Annotated in this window: 16 protein-coding genes and 1 pseudogene; 12 read left to right on the top strand and 5 right to left on the bottom strand. The window is 67.1% G+C overall.

All coding sequences use genetic code 11. The annotated features are described in order from the left end of the window. Positions 1-3 precede the first annotated feature (3 nt). The 4 genes from truB (at position 4) to E1H18_RS09360 (ending at position 6,637) form a co-directional block, all read left to right on the top strand. The gene (truB, locus tag E1H18_RS09375) at positions 4-936 is read left to right on the top strand and encodes a tRNA pseudouridine(55) synthase TruB (protein WP_172266667.1); all 933 of its coding nucleotides are present in this window, start codon (positions 4-6) and stop codon (positions 934-936) included. Between the two features lie 14 nt (positions 937-950). Then, on the top strand, positions 951-1,220 hold the full coding sequence (gene rpsO, locus E1H18_RS09370; protein ID WP_172266664.1) for a 30S ribosomal protein S15: 270 nt from the start codon (positions 951-953) through the stop codon (positions 1,218-1,220). Between the two features lie 242 nt (positions 1,221-1,462). Further along, positions 1,463-3,613 (top strand): polyribonucleotide nucleotidyltransferase, encoded by a 2,151-nt coding sequence (gene pnp / locus E1H18_RS09365; RefSeq protein ID WP_172266661.1) that lies wholly within the window; start codon positions 1,463-1,465, stop codon positions 3,611-3,613. A gap of 360 nt (positions 3,614-3,973) precedes the next feature. Beyond that, positions 3,974-6,637 carry a TonB-dependent siderophore receptor gene (locus tag E1H18_RS09360; protein WP_172266658.1) on the top strand — a complete coding sequence of 888 codons (2,664 nt, stop codon included), beginning with the start codon at positions 3,974-3,976 and terminating at the stop codon, positions 6,635-6,637. 104 nt (positions 6,638-6,741) lie between these two features. Here the strand turns inward: E1H18_RS09360 and E1H18_RS09355 are convergent, their stop codons facing one another. Continuing rightward, the gene (locus tag E1H18_RS09355; RefSeq protein WP_172266655.1) at positions 6,742-7,065 is read right to left on the bottom strand and encodes a hypothetical protein; all 324 of its coding nucleotides are present in this window, start codon (positions 7,063-7,065) and stop codon (positions 6,742-6,744) included. Positions 7,066-7,146: 81 nt separating this feature from the next. On the opposite strand from E1H18_RS09355, the gene E1H18_RS09350 reads away from it, so the two are divergent. From E1H18_RS09350 to E1H18_RS09340, 3 genes are all read left to right on the top strand, one after another. Continuing rightward, on the top strand, positions 7,147-7,455 hold the full coding sequence (locus E1H18_RS09350; protein WP_172266652.1) for an autorepressor SdpR family transcription factor: 309 nt from the start codon (positions 7,147-7,149) through the stop codon (positions 7,453-7,455). Then, positions 7,452-8,054: a hypothetical protein gene (locus tag E1H18_RS09345; RefSeq protein ID WP_172266649.1), complete on the top strand. Its 603-nt coding sequence runs from the start codon at positions 7,452-7,454 to the stop codon at positions 8,052-8,054. The genes E1H18_RS09350 and E1H18_RS09345 overlap by 4 nt, the downstream gene beginning before the upstream one ends. Before the next feature lie 141 nt (positions 8,055-8,195). Then, the gene (locus E1H18_RS09340) at positions 8,196-9,032 is read left to right on the top strand and encodes an alpha/beta fold hydrolase (RefSeq protein WP_172266646.1); all 837 of its coding nucleotides are present in this window, start codon (positions 8,196-8,198) and stop codon (positions 9,030-9,032) included. 59 nt (positions 9,033-9,091) lie between these two features. Here E1H18_RS09340 and E1H18_RS09335 read toward each other — a convergent pair whose 3' ends face one another. Together E1H18_RS09335 and E1H18_RS09330 are read right to left on the bottom strand one after the other, a co-directional pair. After that, positions 9,092-9,793 carry a ribonuclease T2 gene (locus tag E1H18_RS09335; protein ID WP_172266643.1) on the bottom strand — a complete coding sequence of 234 codons (702 nt, stop codon included), beginning with the start codon at positions 9,791-9,793 and terminating at the stop codon, positions 9,092-9,094. Between the two features lie 20 nt (positions 9,794-9,813). Then, positions 9,814-10,446: a LysE family translocator gene (locus E1H18_RS09330; RefSeq protein ID WP_172266640.1), complete on the bottom strand. Its 633-nt coding sequence runs from the start codon at positions 10,444-10,446 to the stop codon at positions 9,814-9,816. Between the two features lie 207 nt (positions 10,447-10,653). Here E1H18_RS09330 and E1H18_RS09325 point away from each other — a divergent pair, with 207 nt between their 5' ends. Further along, entirely contained in the window at positions 10,654-13,362 is a 2,709-nt protein-coding gene (locus E1H18_RS09325) for a PAS domain S-box protein (protein ID WP_370526464.1), read from the top strand. On the opposite strand, the gene E1H18_RS09320 is transcribed toward E1H18_RS09325, so the two are convergent. Both E1H18_RS09320 and E1H18_RS09315 read right to left on the bottom strand, forming a co-directional pair. Next, positions 13,359-14,249, bottom strand: a complete 891-nt coding sequence (locus tag E1H18_RS09320) for a siroheme synthase (protein ID WP_172266637.1) — start codon at positions 14,247-14,249, stop codon at positions 13,359-13,361. The genes E1H18_RS09325 and E1H18_RS09320 overlap by 4 nt on opposite strands. A 16-nt stretch (positions 14,250-14,265) precedes the next feature. Further along, positions 14,266-14,580, bottom strand: a complete 315-nt coding sequence (locus E1H18_RS09315; protein WP_370526463.1) for an MliC family protein — start codon at positions 14,578-14,580, stop codon at positions 14,266-14,268. Between the two features lie 167 nt (positions 14,581-14,747). Between E1H18_RS09315 and E1H18_RS09310 the strand changes: the two genes are divergently transcribed. The 4 genes and pseudogenes from E1H18_RS09310 to E1H18_RS09295 all read left to right on the top strand — a co-directional run bounded on the left by E1H18_RS09310 (position 14,748) and on the right by E1H18_RS09295 (position 18,082). Then, positions 14,748-15,278: a (2Fe-2S)-binding protein gene (locus E1H18_RS09310; RefSeq protein WP_172266634.1), complete on the top strand. Its 531-nt coding sequence runs from the start codon at positions 14,748-14,750 to the stop codon at positions 15,276-15,278. Beyond that, positions 15,275-17,443: a xanthine dehydrogenase family protein molybdopterin-binding subunit gene (locus E1H18_RS09305; protein WP_172266631.1), complete on the top strand. Its 2,169-nt coding sequence runs from the start codon at positions 15,275-15,277 to the stop codon at positions 17,441-17,443. The genes E1H18_RS09310 and E1H18_RS09305 overlap by 4 nt, the downstream gene beginning before the upstream one ends. Before the next feature lie 65 nt (positions 17,444-17,508). Further along, a pseudogene (locus E1H18_RS27285) lies at positions 17,509-17,682 on the top strand (LuxR C-terminal-related transcriptional regulator); the annotation flags it as partial. Between the two features lie 127 nt (positions 17,683-17,809). Continuing rightward, entirely contained in the window at positions 17,810-18,082 is a 273-nt protein-coding gene (locus E1H18_RS09295) for a hypothetical protein (protein WP_172266628.1), read from the top strand. The last annotated feature ends 127 nt before the right edge of the window (positions 18,083-18,209 follow it).

The raw sequence follows: 18,209 nt of genomic DNA, 5'->3' as shown, positions 1-18,209 counted from the left end.
TCCATGGCCCGCCGCAAGAAGGGCGACGCCATCTCGGGCTGGCTGTGCCTGGACAAGCCCTACGACCTGACCTCGACCACGGCTGTCAGCCGCGTGCGCCGCGCGTTCAACGCCCAGAAGGGCGGTCACGCCGGCACGCTGGATCCCCTGGCCACCGGCATCCTGCCGATCGCTCTGGGTGAAGCCACCAAGACCGTCCCGTTCCTGATGGACGCCGACAAGGCCTATCGCTTCACCATCGCCTGGGGCCGCGACACCACCACCCTGGACCGGGAGGGCGAGACCACCGGGACCTCGGACGTGCGTCCGACGGTCGAGCAGGTGCAGGCCGCCCTGGGCGCCTTCATCGGCGAGGTCGACCAGATCCCGCCGAACTTCTCGGCCATCAAGGTCGACGGCGAGCGCGCCTATGACCTGGCCCGCGACGGCGTCGAGTTCGAGCTGGCGACCCGCAAGGTCAATATCCACGCCCTGCGCGTGCTTGAGGCCGCCGACGTCGACCACGTGACCCTGGAGATGGAATGCGGCAAGGGCACCTATGTCCGCGCCGTGGTCCGCGACCTGGCCAAGGCGCTGGGGACCTGTGGACATGTCGCCGAGCTTCGCCGAACGCGGGTGGGCGGGTTTACCGAAGCTGCCTCGATATCGCTGGAAACTCTCGAGAATTTGGGCTATGAGGCGCGGCTGTCGGAGGCATTACTTCCGGTCGAGACCGCGCTGGACGACATCCCGGCGTTGGCCGTGACTGATGAAGACGCCTTCCGGCTTGCACAGGGACGCGCCATCGTCCTGCTTCCTAGGCAGGTTGAAACGCTGAAAGCCGAGCTTCCGCCCGGCGATCGCACCGTTTCCGCCATGTCAGGCGACAGGTTGGTGGCCCTGTGCGAGATGCGCGCCGGGAAGCTCAATCCGGTGCGGGTCTTCCAACTCACCTGAGCGGAGACAATCCGATGTCGATCACTCTCGAGCGCAAGAGCGCTCTCATCGCCGAACACGCCCGCACGCAAGGCGACACCGGCAGCGCTGAAGTCCAGGTCGCGATCCTCTCGGAACGCATCTCGAACCTGACCGAGCACTTCAAGACGCACAAGAAGGACAACCACAGCCGTCGTGGCCTGCTGAAGCTGGTTTCCCAGCGTCGCCGGCTCCTCGACCACCTGAAGAAGTCCGACGTCGCCCGTTACCAGTCCCTGATCGAAAAGCTGGGCCTGCGTCGCTAAGGCATAATTCGGCCGCTCTGCTTTCGTAGAGCGGCCGAATGTTTTTCCAACCTTCGTTTCGAGACAGGCCGAAACAAGAGGTTGTCGCGGATCCGCCCTATGCGTGATCCGAACACGTAGCCGGAGATCACGATCTTCGGACGCCTGTCGAACTGGATGAGGAAATCTCGGGACCGCCACTCGGCCGCCCGCCCCTGTCCGTCCTGAAGGAAATGGGTCCTTCGGAACCGAAAGAAGCAAAAATGTTCGATATCAAGCGCAAGACGATCGAGTGGGGCGGCAAGACGCTGGTCCTCGAAACCGGTCGCATCGCCCGTCAAGCCGACGGCGCCGTTCTGGCCACCATGGGCGAAACCGTCGTCCTGGCCACCGCCGTGTTCGCCAAGAAGGCGAAGCCCGGTCAAGATTTCTTCCCGCTGACGGTCAACTATCAAGAAAAGACCTTCGCGGCCGGCAAGATCCCGGGTGGCTTCTTCAAGCGTGAAGGCCGTCCGTCGGAAAAGGAAACCCTGGTTTCCCGCCTGATCGACCGTCCGATCCGTCCGCTGTTCGTCAAGGGCTTCAAGAACGAAGTCCAGGTCGTCGTGACCGTGCTGCAGCACGACCTCGAGAACGATCCCGACATCCTGGGCATGGTGGCCGCCTCGGCCGCCCTGGTCCTGTCGGGCGCCCCGTTCATGGGCCCCATCGGCGCTGCCCGCGTCGGTTATGTTGACGGCGCCTACGTGCTGAACCCGACGCTCGACGAGCTGAAGGAAAGCAAGATGGACCTGGTCGTCGCCGGTACGACCGAAGCCGTCATGATGGTCGAAAGCGAAATCCAGGAGCTCTCGGAAGAGATCGTCCTGGGCGGCGTCAACTTCGCCCACAAGGAAATGCAGACGGTGATCGACGCGATCATCGAGCTGGCCGAACACGCCGCCAAGGAACCCTTCGACTTCCAACCGGAAGACACCGACGCCCTGAAGGCCGAAGTGAAGAAGGCCGTCGGCAAGGACCTGGCCGACGCCTACAAGATCCAGACCAAGGGCGACCGCGTCGCCGCCCTGGGCGCCGCCAAGACCAAGGCCATCGAGACCTTCGCCAAGAGCGACACCAACCCGGCCGGCATCGACCCGCTGAAGCTGGTTTCGGTCTTCAAGGAACTGGAAGCCGACATCGTCCGTCGCTCGATCCTGGACACCGGCATCCGCATCGACGGCCGCACCGTCGACAAGGTCCGCCCGATCCTGGGTGAAGTCGGCATCCTGCCGCGCACGCACGGCTCGGCCCTGTTCACCCGCGGCGAGACCCAGGCGATCGTGGTCGCCACCCTGGGCACCGGCGACGACGAGCAGTTCATCGACGCCCTGGAAGGCACCTACAAGGAATCCTTCCTGCTGCACTACAACTTCCCTCCCTACAGCGTCGGTGAAACCGGCCGTATGGGCAGCCCGGGCCGCCGCGAAATCGGCCACGGCAAGCTGGCCTGGCGCGCCCTGCGCCCGATGCTGCCGGCCAAGGAAGACTTCCCCTACACGATCCGTCTGGTCTCGGAGATCACCGAGTCGAACGGTTCGTCCTCGATGGCCACGGTCTGCGGTTCGTCGCTGGCCATGATGGACGCCGGCGTGCCGCTGATCCGTCCGGTCTCGGGCATCGCCATGGGCCTGATCCTGGAGAAGGACGGCTTTGCGGTTCTGTCGGACATCCTGGGTGACGAAGATCACCTGGGCGACATGGACTTCAAGGTCGCCGGCACCAGCGAAGGCCTGACCTCGCTGCAGATGGACATCAAGATCGCCGGCATCACGCCCGCGATCATGGAGCAGGCCCTGGCTCAAGCTAAGGGTGGCCGCGAGCACATCCTCGGCGAAATGAACAAGGCCATGGACGCCCCGCGTGAAGAGGTCGGCGACTTCGCTCCGAAGATCGAGACCATCACCATCCCGACCGACAAGATCCGTGAAGTGATCGGTTCGGGCGGCAAGGTGATCCGCGAGATCGTCGCCACCACCGGCGCCAAGGTCGACATCAACGACGAAGGCACCGTGAAGGTCTCGGCCTCGGACGGCGCCAAGATCAAGGCCGCGATCGACTGGATCAAGTCGATCACCGACGAAGCCGAAGTGGGCAAGATCTACGACGGCAAGGTCGTGAAGGTCGTCGATTTCGGCGCCTTCGTGAACTTCTTCGGCGCCAAGGACGGCCTCGTCCACGTCAGCCAGATCAGCAACGAACGCGTCGCCAAGCCGTCGGACGTGCTGAAGGAAGGCCAGATCGTCAAGGTGAAGCTCCTGGGCTTCGACGACCGCGGCAAGACCAAGCTGTCGATGAAGGTCGTCGACCAAGAGACCGGCGAAGACCTGTCCAAGAAGACCGAACTGGCCCCGGAAGACGCCGTCAACACCTAAGGGTGGCGGCTCACCCGAGGTGAGAGACGACGAGGCGGGCGGTTCCGAAAGGGGCCGCCCGCTTTGCGTTTGGGGTTCGCGCGTCCCCCGAAGGTCGAGATCGGCGCCGCAATCCTGATCATCGCGCTGCAAGAAATCATGGCGGGCGCCGAGCAAAGGGGCGCCAGCGCGCCTGAAGCTCTCGTTGCGATCGGATGACGTCGGGCGCTATTGCGGAAGTTTCGAGTCCGACAAACTGTTTCGATAACGACACTATTCGAGTGTGTCGGTCGGTCTTTAAAAGTCAAAAAAGAACAATCGTACCGGGAAGCACCACTGGGAAAGCAAACACGCGCGCATAGCGCTACCCAGGGGATATGCATGACTAAGTGCTCACGGATTACTCTGCTTTCGGGGATTTCGGCTCTTTCTTTCACCTTGGCGCATGCCAGCCTGGCCAATGCCGCAGACGCGCCCGTCGCGGCGGCCCAAGCCACGACCGAGGTCGAAACGGTCACCGTCATCGGCACGCGCAGAACCGATCGATCGGTGGTGGATTCGCCGTCGCCGATCGACGTCTTCGGCGGTGAAGAACTCAGCCGCCAGCCGGCTGCCGACATGCTGGACGTGGTCAAGAACCTGGTCCCGTCGTTCTACGTTCCGCAGAACACCATCTCCGACGCCTCGACCTTCGTACGCGCGCCGTCCTTGCGCGGTCTCGGCGCCGACCAGGTGCTCGTGATGATCAACGGCAAGCGCTACAACCGCTCGGCCCTGGTCCAGGTGGTCACGGGCGGCGACACCGCCCTATCGCTGGGCGCGCAGGCCGTCGACCTGTCGCTGATCCCGTCGATCGCCGTCAAGAACCTGCAGATCCTGCGCGACGGCGCGACGGCCCAGTACGGTTCCGACGCCATCGGCGGCGTCATCAACTATGGCCTGCGCGACAGCGACAGCGGCTTCGAGGCCCAGGCCCGCTACGGCCAGACCTATAGCGGCGATGGCGAGAGCTATCAGTTCGCGGTCAATGCCGGCTTCAAGCTGTTCGACGCTGGCTTCGTCAACGTGTCGGGCGAGTATTTCGACGACGGCGAAACCAGCCGCGGCGCCACCCGGCCCATCGCGGCGGTCTTCGCGGCGAACAATCCGAGCCTCGCGGGGCAGTTGCCCAACTATCCCGGTCCGGCCCAGATCTGGGGCTCGTCGCCCACCAACGGCTACAAGCTGTTCCTCAACGCCGGCTACGACGTCGGCGCCAACACCACCCTCTACATGACGGCCAATGTCGGGCATCGCGAGGCCGACCAGAGCTTCAACTATCGCTCGCCGATCTCGGCGCCCGTACCGCTGGCGATCGACAACGGGACCGGTTCTCCGGCCACGGGATCGCCGGGGCGCAACGGCGCCTTCGCCCCGATCTATCTGACGGCCTGTCCGACCGGCAACCCCACCTGCCCCACGGGCGGCTTCATCAAGAACAGCAACACCTTCAACTTCACGTCCGTCTATCCGGCGGGCTTCACCCCGCGCTTCCAGGGCGTGGTCGAGCAATTCTACGGCACGATGGGCGCTCGCGGTAAGGCCGACAGCGGCTTGACCTACGACCTCTCGGCCACCGTGGCGAAGAACTCGCTGGACCTGGCGATGACGCAGTCGCTCAACTCGTCCTTCGGTCCGACCAGCCAGAAGGCGTTCAAGTTCGGCAAGCTGATCCAGCGCGAAACCAACCTGAACCTGGACCTGACCTATCCGGTCGAGGCCGGCTTCGCGAGCCCGATCACCCTGTCGGGCGGCGCCGAATATCGCCAGGAGCAGTACGAAGCCACCGCGGGCGACCTGCAGTCCTATGCCGCCGGCCCCTACGCCGTGCAGCCGCTGTACGTACAGGTCTCGCCCGGCGTCTATACGCGCTCGATCGTCAACGGCTCACCGGAGACGGCGTCGCAATCGCCCGGCGCCAGTGGCTATGGCGGCACCAGCCCGGCGTCTGCGAAGACCTCGACCCAAAGCAACTACGGCCTCTATGTCGGGGCCGAGACCGACATCACCGAGGCCTTCACGGTCGGCGTCGCCGGTCGCTACGAGGACTACGACACCTTCGGCGACACCCTGGTGGGCAAGGTCAACGCTCTCTATCGGTTCTCGGACATGGTCTCGGTGCGCGGCACCGTCGGCACCGGCTTCCACGCTCCGTCGCCGGGGCAGAGCAACACCGAGATCCTGACGACGGCCTTCGCCCCCGGCGGCGAGCAGGTCCAGACCGGCACCTATCCGGTGACCAGCGCCATCGCGCAGTACTTCGGCGCCAAGACCCTGACGCCCGAGGAGTCCACCAACTACGGCGTCGGATTCATCTTCAACCCGACCAGCAACTTCACCCTCACCGTCGACGGCTATCTGATCAAGGTGAAGGACCGCATCAGCATCACCAGCACCTTCGATGTCGGTGCGGCCGATATCCTGGCCCAGCCGGCGCTGGCCGCGGTCGGGGTCGGCGGCGCGGTGGCCTACTTCACCAATGGCTTCGACACCGAGACCAAGGGCATCGACGCTGTCGCCAGCTATCGCACCCAACTGCTGGACAACCCTTTCAGCCTCACGCTGGCCTACAGCTACAACAAGAGCGAGGTCACCAAGTCCGACCCTGTGGCCATCGGCGCCGACCGGATCTACGACATCGAGAACATCACGCCCAAGCACCGCGCCAACCTTTCGGCCGGTTACGAGATCGGCGGCTTCTCGATCAACGCGCGGGGCAACTACTACAGCAGCTGGAGCACCAATCAGGACTATCCGGGCCAGACGTTCGGCTCCAAGGTCACCGCCGATCTCGACGTGAGCTATACGGTCGCGGAGAAATACACCCTGACCGTCGGGGCCAATAACCTGTTCGACGAATATCCGGACAAGCTGGCGCCGACCACGGCCAACCCGATCTACGCCCTGACCGGCAGCACGGCCGACGGTCAGATCTATCCGCGCTCTGGCGGCCCGTTCGGCATGAACGGCGGCTTCTGGTACGCGCGCCTGCGGGTGAAGTACTAGGGCTCCGTTTCTAGGCCTGGAGCACCTTGTCGATCCTTTGGGATGGGAAGGTGCTCCAGGACCCTGGATAGGCACAGCGGGCCAATGAGGGGCCTGGCTTCACCTCAATCCGACACGACCCGATACCCCGTGACTCTGTCGGCGGCGTCCACGTCCAGCAACAGCCAGTCATGGTCGATCGGCATGCCCGCATTGGGGCCCAGGACGTAGACCATCTCGGCGTCGCGCCACTTGTCGGTGCGGGTGGGCGGGCCCAGCAGGGCCGTGATCTGGCCGCGGGTCATGCCTTTCAGACTGTAGGTCCGGGTCAGGCTGTCGACCATCTCGGCCCGCAGCCGCGTCGACAGGTCTGCGCCGCGCCAGCGCTGGGCGTCGAACTCCTGGATGCAGCTGGTCAGGAGGAGAAAGGCCAGGGCGATCGCTTTCATGAGGCAAGCTTAAGCATCTGCCGGGCTGGCCGCCAAGGGGGCGTCTTGACTCATATTTCGTTATTTAGCTAAACACAAAATATGAGCGAGATCTTCAAGGCCCTGGCCGACCCTACCCGCCGCCGCGTGCTGCAGCTGCTGCGCGAACGGCCGATGACCGCCGGCGAACTGGCCGAGCAGTTCCCGTTCTCGAAGGCGACCATGTCGGCGCACTTCGCCGTGCTGCGCGAGGCCGACCTGGTGGCCAGCGACAAGCGCGGGACGTCCATCACCTACAGCCTCAAGCTCTCGGTGCTGGAAGACGGTCTGCTGGCCTTCGCCGAGACCCTTGGCATCGGGACCAGCAAGGTCCGAGCCTCGACCATCATATCCACGGAGGAAAAGGGATGAACCGCACGACCAGGCTTCTGCTGCTTCTGATCACCGTCGTCTCAGTGGCCCTGGCGTTGGGCGCCCTGGGCTGGCGCTGGCGCGAGGCCGGCGACGTCATGGCGATCCTCGCCTCCAAGCGCGGACCGTTCCTGCTGGCGGCCCCGGCCGTGATGGCCGGCGTCCTGGTGCTGGCGACCAAGGCGGCCAATCCCAAGCCCAGCCGCTACGAGACGTTCTTCGTCGGCCTGACCCTCGTGACCAACTTCCTGCTGATCCTGGCGCTGCAGACGCGGATGGCTCTGGTCTATCTGGAGGCCGCCGCGCCGGACGGCGTGTTCGTGATGAGGCTGGCGGTCGCCGTCTTTGGCCTGGCCATGGCGGTGCGCGGCAACTTCCTGGCCAAGGCCCCCAGCCCCGAGGACGACGTCCACGGCGAGTGGGCTCGCGCGACGCGCCGCACGGCGATGATCCTGGTCGGATTGGGCCTGGTTCTGACCGCCGGCGCGGTGACCCTGCCGATGACCGGGCTGCTGGCGTTGCTCGGCGTGGCGTTCGTTGTCATCCTGCTGCTGACCCACGTGCAGCGGCGCGTGCGAAAGGGTCTGCTGTCTGCTTGATAAGTAGCCAATATGGAAATGATGCATTTCCATCATTTCCATTTATGCGTCTAAGCGTCGCGTCCATTCTCAGCTTGTCAGACACGAGGACCGGCCGCGGGCCGCCTCTCTAACCAGGCCAATCCAACGAGGGACACGGACATGAGCAGCGGCTTCTTCACCACCACCGACGGCGTCAACATCTTCTTCAAGGACTGGGGTCCCAAGGACGCGCAGCCCGTCGTCTTCCACCATGGCTGGCCGCTGTCGGCGGACGACTGGGACGCCCAGATGATGTTCTTCCTGAACAAGGGCTATCGCGTCATCGCCCATGACCGCCGCGGCCATGGCCGGTCGGACCAGACGGACGCCGGCAACGAGATGGACACCTACGCGGCCGACGTCATCGCCCTGGCCAAGCATCTGGACCTGAAGAATGCGGTCCATATCGGCCACTCGACTGGCGGCGGCGAGGTCGCCCGCTATGTCGCCCGCGCCGAGCCGGGTCGGGTCGCCAAGGCCGTGCTGGTCGGCGCTGTGCCGCCGATCATGCTGAAGACCGACGCCAATCCGGGCGGTCTCCCGAAGGAAGTCTTCGACGGTTTCCGCCAGGCTCTGCTGGCCAACCGCGCCCAGTTCTTCCACGACGTGGCGGCCGGTCCGTTCTACGGCTTCAACCGCGAGGGCGCGCAGGTCTCGCCGGCCACGGTCGAGAACTGGTGGCGCCAGGGCATGATGGGCGGGGCCAAGGCCCACTACGACTGCATCACCGCCTTCTCGGAAACCGACTTCACCGAGGACCTGAAGGCCATCGACGTCCCGGTGCTGATCCTGCACGGCGAGGACGACCAGATCGTGCCGATCGACGACAGCGCCCGCCTGGCCATCAAGCTGGTCAAGGACGGCAAGCTGATCACCTATCCGGGTCTGCCGCACGGCATGGCCACGACCCACGCCGAGACGATCAACAAGGATCTGCTGGCGTTCATCGAGGGGTAGTCGAAACCCAGCCCGTCATCCCGCGAACACGTCGCGGGATGACGATGGCGTTTGGGGGCTCACCCCCGCGGCGTCACCTTCACGACCGTCGCGTCGGCGGGGCCGTTGCCGCCGCGGCAGGCGGCCCACTTGTAACCCTTGTCCATGCAGACCCAGACCTCGGTCAGCCGGCCGTCCTTGACCCGGACGTTGAGGCCGTCACGGGTCAGGCCGCGATTGCGCTTGATGAAGGCCTGGCGGATCTCGCCGGCGGTCATGGCCTGGTCGGCGCCGGGCTTCAGGTCCGGAACCTTCAGGCGATCGCGGATGGCCCGGGCCTGCTTGAAATAGGCCTCCGGCGTGTCCCACTGGCAAGTGCCGTGCGCCTGCCATTCATGCTGCAGCAGCCAGGGCGAGGGCGTCATGCAGAGATTGGCCTTCACGGTCTTGACGCTCATCGGCGGGCTGGACCGGCAGTAGCGCGGATGCACCTTGTCGGGGCCGTTGGGCCACAGGCCGTGCACGGTGAAGCCGAAGCGGTTGGCCTCGCACTGGATCTTCTTGTCCGACTCCGGAATGCCGGCGCGGCAGGCCTCGGGCGACCAGTAGAGCGCCAGCAGATAGGCCGCGATCGGCACGTCCGGATGGATCTCGTCGGCCGGCGGGATTTCGGTCGGGGCCGGCACGACGTTCTGCGGGATCGCGCAGGCGGTCAGGCTGGAGGCCTGGGCGGCGCCGGCCAGCAGAGGCGCGGCGAGCGCGGTGGCGATGACGGTCTTCATGGCGAACTCCTCGAAACGGATCAGCGACGGGCCTCGGTGGCCATCCGCACGGCCAGGCCGCCCAGCACCGAGGCCATCAGCCAGCGCTGGATCAGGGCGAAGCTGGGCCGCGCAGCCAGGAAGCCGGCGATGGTCCCCGCGGCCAGGCAGATGGCGCCGTTGACGCTGAGGCTGACGGCGATCTGGGAAAGTCCCAGGGCGAGCGACTGGGTGAAGACGTCGCCGTGCTCGGGCTTGATGAACTGCGGCAGCAGCGACAGGTACAGCATCGCCGCCTTGGGGTTCAGCATGTTGGTCACGAAGCCCATGGTGATCAGCTTGGCGGGGCTGTCCTTGGGCAGTTCACGGACCTGGAACGGTGAGGCGCCGCCCGGCTTGATCGCCTGCCAGGCCAGCCACGCCAGATACAGCGCGCCGCCGAACCGCAGCAGGTCATAGGCGATCGGAGCGGCCATCAAGAGGGCGGTGATGCCCAGGGCCGCGCACAGCAGATAGACGATGAAGCCCGCCGCCGTGCCGATCAGCGACACGATCCCGGCCCAGCGTCCCTGGCAGATCGAACGGCTGACCAGGTACAGCATGTTCGGCCCCGGGGTCAGGGCCATCCCCAGGCACACCAGGGTGAAGGCGATCCAGGTCTTGGCGTCGGGCATGGTCGGGCTCCGCTAGAGGCCGCTGCTCTAGCACGGCAAGACGGCCAGGCGGCGCGCTAGTTTCACGACGAAAGACCAGCGGCTTCAGGCCGATTTTCGGATACCGATATTGAGTTTTTATAACCACCATTCGTAGAACAATGATACGCCTGCGAACCATAAGTTTACGGTTGCGTTGCACGATCCGCCCAACTTGGCGGAGACTGGATGCCCGACGCGTCGCCTGCAGTTGAGACCATCACCGGCCCCTCGCCCATGGGCGAGGACGAGGCTGCGCGCTGGTTTTTCGACAACGCCAGCGACCTGTTCACCGTCGTGTCGCCCGACGGCCGCTTCGTCTCGGTCAACGCCGCCTGGACGGCCCTGACCGGCTGGACGCCGGAAGAGCTGATCGGCCAGCCGACCATCAAGTTCGCCCATCCCGACAGTCAGGCCGAGCTGATCGAGTCCGGCCAGCGGATGCGCGAGAGCGGCTCGATCGTCAACGAACTGCGGATCCGCTGCAAGGACGGCGGCTGGGTCTGGGTCCAGGGCCGGTCGCGGCTTGGACCCAACGGCGAGATGATCGGCCTGATGCACGACATCTCCGGCGAGGTGACGGCCCGCAACGAACTGGCCGCCGCACGCAGGACCCGAAACCTTCTGGCCGAGGCCGCCGGGGTCGGCGTCTGGGCCTATGACCCTGACACCGGCCGGATAGACTGGTCGCCCGACACCCTGGTCGCCGTCGGCATCTCGCCCGCCGCCGTGGCGACGCCTGAGCTTTTCCGCGCCCGTCTGGCCGAGGACCAGCGCGATGAGATCAACGCGGCCTTCCACAATTCGGTGCTCACCGGCGTGGGCGCGACGATCGAGTATCGCGTGCTCGGCGACGACGGCCGCTGGCACACCTTCCGCAGCACTTTCCATACCGAGCCGCGTCCCTCCGGACGCTTCGCCCTGAAGGGCATCTCGCAGAACATCACCGACGTGGCCCGCAGTCGCGACAAGGCGATCTGGAGCGAGCGCCGGGCCCGCCGTCTGATCGAGGACGCGCCGTTCGCCGTGGCGGTCTACGACCTGGACATGCGGCTGCGGCTGGTCAGCCCGCGGTTCCTGGAAATCTTCAAGTCGACCGAGAGTCAGGTGATCGGCAAGACCCTGCCGGAACTGACGCAAGGGGCGCGACAACGCTTCGTCTCGGCCGTCAGCCGGGCGCTGACCGGCGAGGTGGTCGCCCGGCGCGAGGACCGGCTGTATGACGCCGAGGGCGTCGAGCACACCCTGCGATGGGAGGCTCGGCCCTGGCGCGACGCCAGCGGCGAGATCGTCGGCGTCATCACCTACATGGACGACATCACCGCCCTGTCCGCCGCGCGGCGCGAGGCGCGGATCAACGCCCGCCGGCTCAAGGTGGCTCTGGCTGCGGCCGGGGCGGGGGTCTACGAGATCGACCACACGGCCCGCAGCTTCTGGGGCTCGCCCGAGTTCCATCGCATCCTGGGGCGCCGGATCGTCTATGAGGACGTCCGCGAGGCGGTCTGGCCGATGATCCATCCCGAGGATCGCGAACGGCTCTATGCCGCCGCCGCGGCGAACCGGCGGATCGGCCGCTGGGGCGGGCACGAGTACGACGTCAGGCTGATCGCGCCTGATGGCGAAGTGCGCTGGATCCGGGTGTTCCACGACGTGCGCCGGGACGACGCCGGCAAGGCCCGCAAGGCGGTTGGCCTGGTGCTGGACATCGACGAGCGCAAGAAGGCCGAGCTGGCTCTGGTCGCCGCCGAGCGCGCCGCCCAGACGGCCAACGAAGCCAAGGCCCAGTTCCTGGCCAACATGTCCCACGAGATCCGCACCCCGATGAACGGCGTGCTGGGGGTCATGCATGTGCTTAAGCGCGAGCTGCCGACCGGAGATAACGCCAAGCTGCTGGGCGAGGCGCTGGCTGCCGGTCAGATGCTGTCGACCCTGCTGGATGATGTCATCGACATCTCCCGCATCGAGGCCGGCCGCCTGGAGCTGGCCTGCGAGGCCGTCGACCCGCGCGAACTGGTGCGCAGCGTGACGCGGCTGCTGGCGGGCCAGGCCTCGCACAAGGGGCTGCGCCTGGTGCTGGACCTCGCCGATGACCTGGGCTGGATCGAGACCGACCCGACCCGCGTGCGACAGGCCTTGTTCAACCTTATCGGCAACGCCGTGAAGTTCACGCTGCAGGGCTCGATCACCGTCCGGGCCCGTCGGATCATGGCCGCGGAAGGTCCGCGCCTGGTGTTTGACGTCACCGACACCGGAGTCGGCGTGCCCCTCGAGGCGCAGACCCGCCTGTTCGAACGCTTCCAGCAGGCCGACGCCAGCACCACGCGCCGCTTCGGCGGTTCGGGTCTGGGTCTGGCGATCAGCCGCAAGGTGGCGCAGATGCTGGGCGGGGACATCACCTTCCGCTCGACGCCGGGCGAGGGCTCGACCTTCACCCTGGCCATCGCCGCGCCGCCCGCCCAGGCGCCCTGCGCCGCCGAGGCCGAGGCCGCCGACATCCTGGCGGGCGTGAGGGTGCTGGTCGTCGAGGACAATCCGACCAACCAGCTGGTTGCGCGCCGCATTCTGGAGCAGCTGGGCGCGGTGGTCAGCGTCGCCGACGATGGCGCGACGGGCGTCGAGGCGGCCTGCGACGGCGGCTTCGACCTGATCCTGATGGACGTGCAGATGCCCGGCATGGACGGGCTGGAGGCCTCGCGCCGCATCCGCGCCCTGCCGGGTCCGGCCGCCACGTCGCCGATCATCGCCTTGACCGCCAATGTCATGGCCCACCAGCGCGCGGCCTATCACGCCGCCGGCATGGATGGGGTTGTGGCCAAGCCGATCTCGCCCGCCGTCCTGGTCGCCGAGATCGTGCGACTATCCAGTCTGCAGCCCGCCCCGCGGGGCGCGGTCGCCTAGCTCGCCGACGGCAGGACCTCGACGGTCACGGCGGCCTGGGTCAGGGCGTGAACCAGGGTCGGATCGACCGCGTGGGTGATCAAGAGCACGATCTGGCGGCCTTCGCGAGCCAGCTGCACCAGATGTTCGGGGCTCGTGCTGGCGGGATCCAGGCGCTCGACGTCGCGGCGGGCCATCTTGACCACCTCGGGATCGGCGTCGGCGTCCAGCACCAAGGCGTCGGCCGCGCCCAGGGCCCGGACGGCGCGCAGCGTCAGGAGATCTGCGGGACCCTTGCCGGCCACGAAGCGCACCAGACCCTTGCGGGCCGAGCCCTTGCTCAGGGCTTCGCGGAACAGCTGTCCGGCCTTGTCCATGTCGCCGGCCCGGGCGGCTTCGGCGGCCTCGCCCATCACCGCGTCGCGCAGAAAGGCCCGGCGCTCGTGCAGGGCGGGCAGGGTGCCGCGCACCTCGGTCTGGAACTTCTGCAGCAGGGCCGCGACCCGGCCGGTGCCCTCGGGCACCTGAACCTCGATGTCGTTGCGAAGCATGGTCGCCAGCACCGGGGACGCCCCGCCGGTGCCGACGGCCGCCACCACCTCGCCGCGGTCGATCACGGCCGGGGTGTTGAAGTCGCACAGCTCCGGCCGGTCGACGACATTGACCAGCACCCGCGCCGCGCGCGCCGCGCGCGCCGCCGCCTGCACGAACACTTCGTCCTGACTGGCCACGAAGGCCAGGGTGGCGCCGGTATAGGAGCCGGGCAGATAGGCCTCGTGGCCGTCCAGCCGGATCAGGGTCGCGGGCGAACCGTCGAACAGCCGGGCCTTGGCCTCGGCCGCCTCGCCGACGCCGGCGATCACCACCTTGCGGCCGTCGAGGGGGAAATAGGCGGGGAAGGAGTTCAACGCGTGTCCTCGAAAACTACTGCGACCGGCAATCTTGGTAGGGGCCGCCGGGGAAGCCCTTGAGCATGGCGTCCGCGCCCTTGCTCCAGATCTCGGCGTCACCGGCCGTGTAGCGGGCGCCGGAGGCCGAACGGGCCAGCTTCAGGGTCTTGGTCGCGCCGCCGGCCGTGACGGACACGCGCTTGCCCTGCAGGGCGTAGGACGCAGTGAACCGCTTGCCGGCCTTGCAGCTGTAGCGGATGGGCGCGTCGGTCGAATCCATCGGGGCGACGGTGGCGCAACCGGCCAGGACCAGGGCCAGGCCGGCGAGAGGAAGGAGAAGGCGGCGCAAGTCGGAGACCTCCAGGCGATGCTGCCTTGGAGCATAACGGGTTTCGCCGCCGCGACGCCAGGGAAGCGATCGACCGTTTCCGTGCGTTCTGTCTTCAGATCGCTCTGGCCAAGCCGGATGTGAACAGTGTTATCATTCTTCCGGAAGCTCGCTGGGAGGCGAAGAGCATGGCCGTGACGCTCGACATCAATGGCAAGCCCGTGGCCGTGCAGGCCAGTCCCGACACGCCGCTGCTGTGGGTGCTGCGCGACGAGCTGGGCCTGACGGGCACGAAGTTCGGCTGCGGCCTGGCCCAGTGCGGGGCCTGCACCGTGCATGTCGACGGCGAGCCGAGGCGCTCTTGCGTGACGCCGATCGAGGCGGTCGGCTCGGCCAAGATCACGACGATCGAAGGGCTGGGCGGCGGCCATCCGGTGCAGCAGGCCTGGGTGCGCCACGACGTGCCCCAATGCGGGTACTGCCAGTCGGGCCAGATCATGTCGGCCGTCGCTCTGCTGGAGCGCCAGGCAAAGCCGTCCGACGAGGACATCGACAGCGCCATGTCCGGCAACATCTGTCGCTGCGGCGCGTATCAGCGGATCCGAGCGGCGATCAAGGACGCGGCCGACACCGGTCCGCCGCGCGGCGAGCCCCATGCCGACATCGATGCGGCCATCGTCGCCGGTTCGGGCGCGACCACGCGTGGAGCCGGCCAATGAACGCGCCCTTCAAGCAACCGACCCGCCGGGAAGTGGTCGTCGCCTCGGCCCTGGTCGGCGGGGCGCTGGTGGTCGGCTGCTCGCCCGCCGACCTGATGAGCGCCGGTTCCGACGTCGAGATCGGGGCCTTCGGTCCCTTTATCCGCATCGCGCAGGACGGCGTGGTGACGGTGATGAACAAGCACCAGGAGATGGGCCAGGGCAATCACGCGGGCCTGGCGGCCATCGTCGCCGAGGAGCTGGACGCCGACTGGACCCGGGTGCTGGTCGAACACGCCCCCGCCAACGCCAAGCTCTATGGCAACGCCACGGCCGGCGCCCAGCTGACCGGCGGCTCGTCGGCGATCTCCAACTCGTGGGAGCAGCTGCGCAAGGCCGGCGCCGGGGCGCGGGCGATGTTCGTCCAGGCCGCCGCCAATCGCTGGAACGTCGCGGTCGGCGAGATCACGGTCAAGGACAGCGTCGTCAGCCACACGTCAGGCAAGACCGCGACCTTCGGCGAGCTGCTGGCCGACGCCGCCAAGGTTCCAGCCCCGACCGACGTCAAGCTGAAGGACCCCAAGACCTTCACGCTGATCGGCACCGACCGCGTGCGCCGCAAGGACGCCCAGGCCAAGAGCGACGGCACGGCCCGCTACACCCAGGACGTTCGCCTGCCCGACATGCTGACGGCGGTGGTCGCCCACGCCCCGCGGTTCGGGGCCAAGGTCAAGAGCTTCGACGCCGCCGAGGCCAAGAAGGTCGCCGGCGTCGTCGCCGTGTTCGAGATCCCGACCGGCGTCGCCGTCGTCGCCCAGAACACCTATGCCGCCCGCATGGGCCGCGAGGCGCTGAGCGTCGAGTGGGACGAGGACAAGGCCGAAAAGCGCGGCTCGGCCGCCATCACCCAGCTCTTCAAGGATGTCGCGGTCGGCAAGAACACCGAGACCCCCTGGGAAGGCTTCGACCAGCGCGGCGACGCGACCGTCCTGGATGCAGCGCCCAAGGCCGGAGAGCAGGTCCTGGAGGCGACCTACGAATTCCCCTATCTGGCCCATGCGACCATGGAGCCGATGAACTGCGTGGCCTCGGTCGACGGCGCCAAGGTCAAGATGGTGTTTGGTTCGCAAGGCCAGACCCTGGACCAGCTGAACGCGGCCAAGATCGTCGGCTGTCTGCCGGGCTCGGTCGAGATCGAGACCATCTTCGCCGGCGGCTCGTTCGGCCGGCGCGCCAACTTCCCATCCGACTATTCCGCCGAGTGCGTCCACATCGCCAAGAAGGTCGGCAAGGGCCGGCCGGTGAAGCTGGTCTGGACGCGCGAGGACGACATGCAGGCCGGCTATTTCCGGCCGATCACCGTCCACGCCCTGAAGGTCAAGCTGGACAAGGACGGCTTCCCCGCCGCCTGGCGTCACCGGATCGTCACCCAGTCGATCATGAAGGGCTCGCCGATGCCGTCCAAGGGGCCGGATCAGACGGCGATCGAGGGCACGGCCGGCTCGCCCTATCTGAAGGCCACGCCCATCGTCGACGCCCAGCTGGCCCTGCCCGAGGTGGGCGTGCCGGTGCTGTGGTGGCGCTCGGTGGGCGCGACCCACACCGCCTTCGTCATGGAGCACACGATCGACCAACTGGCCTTGAAGGCCGGCAAGGATCCGATCGAGTACCGCAAGGCGCTCTACGCCAAGGCCGGCGCGGAGCGTCACCTGGCCGTGCTGAATCTGGCCGTCGAGAAGGCCGGGCCCAAGGCGGCCGCCGGCTGGACGCGCGGCGTGGCGGTACACGAGTGCTTCGGCTCGGTCGTCGCCCAGATCGCCGAGGTCAAGCTGGAGAACGGAACGCCGCGCGTGGGCCGCGTGGTCACCGCCATCGACTGCGGCGTCGCCGTCTCGCCCGACCAGATCGCCGCCCAGATGGAGGGCGGGACCTGCTATGGCCTGTCCGCCGCCCTGTTCGGTGAGGTGACCCTGACCGACGGCAAGGTCGACCAGAGCAACTTCGACACCTACCGCGTCCTCCGGATTAACGAAGCGCCGACGGTCGAGACTCACATTCTGCCGTCGGGCAACCCGCCCAGCGGCGTGGGCGAGCCCGGCACGCCGGTGATCGCCCCGGCGGTCGCCAACGCGCTGCTGGCGCTGAGCAAGACCGCGACGACGCGTCTGCCGTTCGTGCAGGCCTGAGCAGTCTCAAAAGGTTCTCGCGTGACGTGCTGGACGTGGCGCGCGTGGCCAAGCATGCTCGCGCCATGGTCGATCGCACTACGGCTTTCGAGAAGCTGACGCCGAGAGAACGCGAGATTCTGCGGTTGATCGCAGCGCATCTGCAGTCGAAGGAGATTGCCAGAGCGCTTGGTCTGTCGCCGAAAACGGTCGAGATGCACGTGCTCAGCGCTCGGCGGCGTCTGGCCGGCCTGAGCCGTCGCGACGCGGCCCTGGCCTTTGTCGCCTGGGAGGGCGGCGACCCCGGTAATGACTACCGTAGGCGACCAGACGATCTGGTACCGTTCACTGAGGCGCCGCTTGCTGGGAGCGAGATCGGAGCCGGCCATGAGCGAGACCTTGACGACGCCTCCACCGACGGGCTCGCCCCAGACCGGATCGGCTTTCTTCATGGCCAGCTGGGGCGCGCTGGAGGAGGGCTTGACCCTGCTGGCGGGGACGCCGGAGCGTGGAGCCCTGGTGCCCGAGGCGGTGTCGGCCTTGCGCAAGGCCCAGGCCGCTGGCGAGCCGCCGTCCAAGACCTTGTTGCGGGTGCTGGCGGCGACGGCCTTTCTGACCGACGACAGGCCGCTGGGAGGCGGGATTGGCGCCATGAGCTGAATCCCCTCCAGTGGCTGGGCCTGGTGCTCGCCATCGCCGCGGCCTCCGCGGTGCTGCTGGCGATCACGGCCTTCGCCCTGCGGAGCCTGATGCTGACGCTGCAACAGCGCGTCTAGCTCAACCCTTG

The organism is Caulobacter sp. RHG1 (assembly GCF_013181195.1).
Lineage (GTDB): Bacteria > Pseudomonadota > Alphaproteobacteria > Caulobacterales > Caulobacteraceae > Caulobacter.
Note: the sequence above shows the minus strand (reverse complement) of the source record. Positions and strands in the feature narration are given on the sequence as shown.